This is a genomic window from Candidatus Infernicultor aquiphilus (genome assembly GCF_002784285.1).
GTDB lineage: Bacteria > Atribacterota > Phoenicimicrobiia > Phoenicimicrobiales > Phoenicimicrobiaceae > Infernicultor > Infernicultor aquiphilus.
In genome coordinates this window covers 1,291-7,172 of record NZ_PFKO01000027.1, presented here as the reverse complement: position 1 = coordinate 7,172, position 5,882 = coordinate 1,291, and the positions used below count along the sequence as shown (strand labels likewise).

Annotated in this window: 4 protein-coding genes; 3 read left to right on the top strand and 1 reads right to left on the bottom strand. The window is 35.3% G+C overall.

The genetic code is table 11. The features are described from left to right. On the bottom strand, nt 1-137 hold a 137-nt coding region (locus tag COZ07_RS00875; RefSeq protein WP_406606724.1), incomplete at its 3' end, for an ATP-binding cassette domain-containing protein. Between the two features lie 321 nt (nt 138-458). On the opposite strand from COZ07_RS00875, the gene COZ07_RS00870 reads away from it, so the two are divergent. The 3 genes from COZ07_RS00870 (at nt 459) to COZ07_RS00860 (ending at nt 5,811) form a co-directional block, all read left to right on the top strand. Beyond that, complete coding sequence (locus COZ07_RS00870) at nt 459-1,715, top strand: NAD(P)/FAD-dependent oxidoreductase (RefSeq protein WP_406606723.1); 1,257 nt, start codon at nt 459-461, stop codon at nt 1,713-1,715. Between the two features lie 272 nt (nt 1,716-1,987). Further along, the gene (locus tag COZ07_RS00865; RefSeq protein ID WP_406606722.1) at nt 1,988-3,226 is read left to right on the top strand and encodes an exonuclease SbcCD subunit D; all 1,239 of its coding nucleotides are present in this window, start codon (nt 1,988-1,990) and stop codon (nt 3,224-3,226) included. After that, on the top strand, nt 3,223-5,811 hold the full coding sequence (locus tag COZ07_RS00860) for an AAA family ATPase (protein WP_406606721.1): 2,589 nt from the start codon (nt 3,223-3,225) through the stop codon (nt 5,809-5,811). Before COZ07_RS00865 ends, COZ07_RS00860 begins: the two co-directional genes overlap by 4 nt. The last annotated feature ends 71 nt before the right edge of the window (nt 5,812-5,882 follow it).

Below are 5,882 nucleotides of genomic sequence, written 5' to 3'. Positions count from 1 at the left end.
ACCCGGAATAAAGTAGTCTTCCCGGTGCCATTATTACCCACTAAGCCAATACGACTACCTTTAGGGATTCTCCAGCTTAAATTTTCAAAGAGAACTTTTTCCGGGAAAGTAATTCTGATATTTTCCAGGGAAATCATAGAATTTATCTCCTGCTTAGTTTAATTTGTTAATTGGTTAATCAATATTTCTTATATCCTATTTTTTAATTGGCAAATCGGTCAATCGGTTAATTGGTGAATCAATATACCTTGTATCCTATTTTTTTAATTGGTAAATTGGTAAATCGGTCAATTGGTAAATTAATTAATCTATTATACACGAAATTTTTAAGATTTGTGGTGGATTGATATATAATAAGAATAAATATTTATTTTTATTCAAAATCGTGTCAAAGGACCGTCCCCTGACAAAGAACCGTCCCCTGACACGCTGACACGGAAGGAAGAGATGTATTTAGTATGAAAGATGATCAGGTATTTGATATTGCGGTAATAGGTGGAGGGCCAGCTGGGATGATAGCCGCTGGTCGGGCAGCAGAATTGGGAGCAAAGGTGGTTTTAATGGAAAAGAATGAGGTTTTGGGTAAAAAATTGTTACTTACTGGAAAAGGACGCTGTAATTTTACCCATAATGAATTGGATATAAGGAAATTTACCGAAAAATATGGCCGGAATGGGCGTTTTCTTTATAGAGCCTTAGCGGTATTTGGAGTAAAAGAGGTGATTGATTTTTTCGAATCCCGAGGAGTGAAGGGAAAAGTAGAACAGGGAGATAGAATCTTCCCCGAGAATGGAAATGTCCAGGATATATTAAAGGTACTTTTAAAATATTTATCGGAAGGTAAAGTGACTATTTTATATAATGTGGAGGTAATTAATTTTAAGCAGGAAGATAGAAAAATATCTCAAGTCATACTTCGGGACCGACAGATAATTGCAGCTAAATTTATTATCTGTACTGGAGGTAAATCTTATCCTCAGACTGGTTCCACTGGTGATGGCTACCACTGGGCTCGGCAATGGGGGCATACTATAATTGAACCAGTCCCAGCCCTTAATCCAATTAAAATTGCTGAAAAATGGGTAAAAGAATTGCAGGGTCTATCTCTTAAAAATATTTCTCTTCAGTTATTTCAAAACGGTAAAAAACAGGATGAGCGTTTTGGAGAGATGCTTTTTACCCATTTTGGAGTTAGTGGTCCTATCGTTATGGATCTGAGCAAAAATATCGGGACTTTACTGAAACGGGGTGCGGTTAAATTGATCTTAGATTTAAAGCCAGCCCTGGATTTTAAAAAATTAGATCAGCGTATTCAGAGAGATTTGGACAAATTTAAGGGGAGGAGGTTTAAGAATTCACTGAAAGGATTATTGCCTTTATCGATGATTCCAGTAATGATTAGACTTTCTGGCATAGAACCGGAAAAACAGGTGGATTATATTTCCCGGGAGGAACGGAATAAATTAGTCCACCTCTTCAAAGAATTGGAATTATCGCCTACGGAATTGCTGGGATTTAAATGGTCAGTAGTGACCAGCGGAGGAATTGCCCTTAAAGAAGTAGATCCGGATACGATGTGCTCTAAAAAGATTGAAAATCTTTATTTTGCCGGGGAGATTTTAGACCTTGACGGCCCATCGGGAGGATATAATCTGCAGGAATGTTGGAGTACTGGATATCTGGCCGGAGAAAGTGCGGCAAAAAAGTCCTCATAATTTTATGCTATAATTAAATAAATTATTCTCAAAAATCAAAAAGGATAAGATAGAATTACAAAATTAATTTGATTGTATAGGAATTTCCTTTTTTTGTAAGCCCTGTTTAGCAGATACTCACTTATCAGGATCAAACAAAAGACAATAAAATGAGAAGGGCACAATTCATTGTGCCCCTACAATATGAATAAAGACGATAAATTTATATTTCCGTACTGATTAACGGTTAACTGGTCTACTAATTTAAAGAAGAAGTGGAAAGGTAAAAATAGATGAAATTTCTTCATTTTGCCGATGTTCATTTAGGGATAGAAAATTATGGACGGATAGATCCTTCTACTGGTTTACACACCCGATTACAGGATTTTATAAAGTGTTTTAGTTTTGCTATGGATATTGCCTTAGAAGAAAAAGTGGATTTAGTATTATTTGCCGGTGATGCCTATAAAACCAGTAATCCTAATCCTACCCACCAACGTGAATTTGCCCGGCAAATTTACCGGCTTAGCGAAGCTAAAATTCCGGTAATCATGATCAATGGGAATCACGATATTCCGGTTTCTTTTGGTAGAGCTACTTCTTTAGATATCTTCGCTACTTTAAATGTTTCTGGTATGAGAGTGGTGACCGAGCCAGAGTTGTTAAATATAGAGACTAAGGCAGGACCGGTTCAAGTCTTTGGTATGCCCTGGCCTACTAAAAACTTATTTCTGGATAAAGAAGAATATAAAAATTTTACTGATGAAGAAATTACTTTAGAAATTCAAAAAAGAGTAAGTGACCAAATTATTGCATCTGCCCGAGTGATAAATCCGAATATTCCAGCTATCTTTGCTGCTCACCTGGCTGCTGCGGAAGCCACTTATTCTGGTTCAGAAAGATCCGCTATCATTGGAAGAGACCCGGTATTCCTCACTTCAATATTAGCCCAGAAAGAGTTTGATTATGTAGCTCTGGGGCATATCCATAAATTTCAGGATTTAAATCTTGCTAGTCATCCCCCGGTAGTCTATTCCGGAAGCATCGAAAGAATAAATTTTGGTGAGGAGAAGGATGATAAAGGAGTTTGTTTGGTAAATATTGAAAAAGGCCAGACTTCTTATGAATTTATCCCTCTTCCGGCTAGAAAGTTTGTTACTATAGAGGTTAACATTTCTGAGGAGCAAGAACCTACCAATGCTTTAATACGAGAAATTGAAAAATATGATTTATCTGAGGCGGTAGTGAGGGTATTTTATACTATGTCAGCAGAGAAAGAGGATTTGATGGATTTTAAAAGAATAAACTCTGCTTTAGAAGGGGCATTTTTAGTGACTACTATTGCTAAAAAGTCTAAACCGGAAGAACGAAGAAAAAGGGTGGAAGAAATTACCGAAGATTTAGGGATGTTGGAGGCTATGGATAAGTATATCCAGAATAATCCTGATTTAGTTCCTTTAGCTGAGGAATTAAAAACTCATGCCCAGGAGTTAGAAAAAGAATTTGAAGGGGCAGAAAGGGACGGAAATTGATACCGGTAAAGTTAGCCTTGAAAAATTTTTTAAGTTATGGTGAGAATGTTCCCCCTCTTGATTTTACTCAATTTCACCTAGCTTGTCTTTCGGGAAACAATGGACAGGGTAAGTCCGCTCTTCTGGATGCTCTAACCTGGGCAGTATGGGGAGAAGGAAGAAAATCCAGTCAGGAGAAGAAGGCTGATCATAGTCTACTTCGGATTGGCCAGAAGGATATGCAGGTAGAATTTATATTTGATCTGGAAGGGGACCGATATCGCATTATTAGAAATTATTCTATGCTGCAGAAAAGTTCCCGTTCCAGCCTGGAATTTCAGATATATAACCCGAAAGATGATAAGTATATATCTCTCACCGCTTCCTCTATTCGAAAAACTCAAGAAAGAATTACTAAAACCCTAAGGATAGATTATCGAACCTTCATAAATTCTGCTTTTATCCTCCAGGGTCGGATAGATGAATTTAGCCGAAAGAACGCTCGAGAAAGGAAAGAAATATTATCTGAGATTTTAAGTCTTTCTCATTATGATGAACTGGCTAATTTGGCCAAGTCCCATCTTAAGGAAATTAATAATATTATGATGACCAAAGAAAGCCGGTTGGAATATATCTATCAGGAGATGACCAATATTGATGCTTATAAACAAAAGATCAAGGAATTGTCGGACAGTTATGAAGATATTTCCCAAAAAGTAAAGAAAAATGAAGACCAGTTAAATCAGTTAAAAGAGGATATAAACCTATTAAAGCATAAAAAGGAGCAATTTGAAGAATTAAAAGACCGAACCGAACAACAAAGGCAGGAGATTGGACGAGGACAAAAACAGATTGAATTAAAAAATAAAGAGATAGCAGATTCTAAAAAAATAATTTCCCAAAAAGAAATTATTTTAAGCAATTTTATAAATTATCAGAAATTCAATACCGAAAATAATGAACTTACTCTAAAGCTGCAAAAGATTAGAAAAATAGAAGAGGAAAGAATACTTACCGAGAGAAAAATAGAAAGTGGGAAGACGGATTTAACGGTAGAAATTAGAAATAAACGAGATAGATTCAGAGATTTGCAGCTTAAAGCTGAGCGGGAGCTAAAGAGCAAAACCGAAGTTTTAGAAGCAGAAAAAAAGATGAGGGAGATAAAATTTTTCGAAGAAGAGAGTGAAGAAATTCGTAAAAAAGGTAGCGAGTTTAATATAGCAATAAATACCATTAAAGGTCAGCTAGAAAGATTAGAAAAAGACCATAGAGACAATGAAGAAAAATTACGTCTGTTAAGGGAGAATCCAGAAGGAGAGTGCCCCTTGTGTGAAGCTAAGTTAAATGCAGAGAGAAAGAAGAAGATTGAAACTAATCTAAGCAGAGAAATAAATTTAAATCTTAAAGAGATAGAAAGGTTAAAAAAAGAAGAAGAAAGATTAGGTAAACCACGAGAAGAATTAGTGAAAAAATGGAGAGAAATTAATCAAAAATTAAAAGATAAAGATAGATGGCAGCAGAAGCTAAGTAAGGCAGGTCTTGAGTACGATGAGTCTAAACAAGCGGCAAAATTAATGGTTGGTTTGCAAGGAGAGATTAAGGAAATAGAAAAAATAATCATAGAAAAGAAATATGCTTTAGAAGAACAGATAAGTTTAAAAGCTTTTGAAGTGCAGATTAAGAATATTGGTTATGAGGAAGAAAAGCATCGCCAACTTAATGGTAAGATTGAAGAATTAGGTAACGCCCCTTTAGAAAAAGCAAAATTAGAAGAGGCAGAAAAAAAGATTGATTCTTTAAGAGACCTACTTTCCGAATTAAAAGAGAATTATCAGCAGAAAGAATTAAATTGGAAAGATCTGGAGAAGAAGAAAGAGAAGATAAAAATAGAGCTAAAAGATTTACCTTGGTGGAAAGAAAAATTAATTCAAGAAGAACAATTTTTAAAACAAAACCAAATTCTTAAAGATAAAATTTTAGAAGAAAGAGGAGGATATCAGAGTAAATTTGAGCAGTGCCTTAAATTAGAAAAAGAAAAGAAAGAGATAAAAAAAGAATTAGAAGAAAGTAAGAGAGAGCAGAATATTTACGAAAAATTAATGCTGGCTTTGGGGAAGAATGGGATTCAAGCCTTAATTATTGAAAATGTTTTACCCGAAATAGAAGAAGAGGCTAATAATTTACTGGCTAAGTTGACTAATAATAGTACTCAGATAACCATTGAGTCTCTTCGGGATTTGAAGAGCGGAAAAATTAAAGAAACTTTAGATCTAAAGATAAGTGATGAACTGGGCATCCGTGACTATGAACTATACAGTGGGGGAGAATCATTTCGGATAGATTTTTCTTTAAGGATTGCTCTATCAAAATTATTGACCAGAAGGGCAGGGACTAAATTGAGAACCCTGGTTATGGATGAAGGATTTGGAACTCAAGATGAAGAGGGCCTGGATAATTTAGTCCAGGCTATCCAATCTATCAGTGATGATTTTGATAAGATCTTGGTTATTACTCATCTGGAATCATTAAAAGATGCCTTCCCGGTAAGGATTGAAGTGACTAAACATCCGGAAACTGGTTCCCGATATGAGATTATAAAAAATTAAGTTTGTTATTCAGTGTAGGGCCATTATTATGCATCTTTAAAGATTTATTGAAAATTATCTCGAATATAGTT